This window comes from Candidatus Symbiopectobacterium sp. NZEC135 (assembly GCF_025962695.1).
Genome location: NZ_JAGFPF010000883.1, coordinates 1 through 868 on the forward strand (window position 1 = coordinate 1; position 868 = coordinate 868).

General features: G+C 49.8%; 2 protein-coding genes. One reads left to right on the forward strand and one right to left on the reverse strand.

Annotation, left to right across the window (positions count from 1 at the left end):
• A partial coding sequence (locus tag J5224_RS31170) for a cation transporting ATPase C-terminal domain-containing protein (protein ID WP_264628875.1) occupies positions 1-370 on the forward strand: 370 nt, incomplete at its 5' end.
• 68 nt (positions 371-438) lie between these two features.
• On the opposite strand, the gene J5224_RS31175 is transcribed toward J5224_RS31170, so the two are convergent.
• Complete coding sequence (locus J5224_RS31175) at positions 439-720, reverse strand: VF530 family protein (RefSeq protein WP_264628876.1); 282 nt, start codon at positions 718-720, stop codon at positions 439-441.
• Between the last annotated feature and the right edge of the window lie 148 nt (positions 721-868).

The window sequence follows — 868 nt, forward strand, 5'->3', positions numbered from 1 at the left end:
CACCATGATTGCACTCAGCGCCTTCGCACTGGAAGCCTGGCTCCAACCGCAAGGCCACTCTGCCGAGCTGATTCGTACCGTCCTGCTGCAAACGCTGGTCACCGCACAGTGGTTCTATATGCTTAACTGCCGAGTATCCAACGGCTTTTCGCTGACCAAGGGGTTATTAGCCAACCGGGGGATTTGGATTGTCAGCGCCGTATTGCTCGTGCTGCAACTGGCGATTATCTACCTTCCCTTTATGCAAATGCTGTTTGGCACCGAGGCGTTGCCATTCCGTTACTGGCTCATCACCTTTGCCATTGGTTTTGTCATGTTCTTGATTGTTGAAGCGGAGAAACCGCTGACGCGACGCTGGCGCTCATCGTAACGCAGGCTACTGTGTGCCGCTTTTGCTGAGCGGCACACTCACTGCGTCAACGTTGGCGGGAGAAAAGGTTAACGTTTGTTACCACGGCTATTTGCCCAGGGATCGGCATCATCGGCTTTTGCGGCAGGCGCCTCTTTCAACGAATCAAGATACAGCGCTTCGACTTCAGCGCGCGCCCACGGGGTGCGACGCAGAAACTTTAAACTGGATTTGACGCTGGGATCGCTTTTAAAACAATTGATATTAACCCGTTGACCCAGTTTTACCCAGCCAAAACGTTCAACCAACGCATTGACTTGCATTTCAAGGGTTACGCCATGCAGAGGATCTTTTGAAATGTGAGCGGTCATGTAACGTCCGGTAAGGTGATATTTTGGTGATTAACAAAATGCGTCTGGAATCCCGGCAGGTTACAAGAAAAGCCCACAACCAGCAATGGTATAATTAGTTACAATTTAACTAAGTTAAGTCTGTCTGGCGTTTTTTTTGTTATTTATA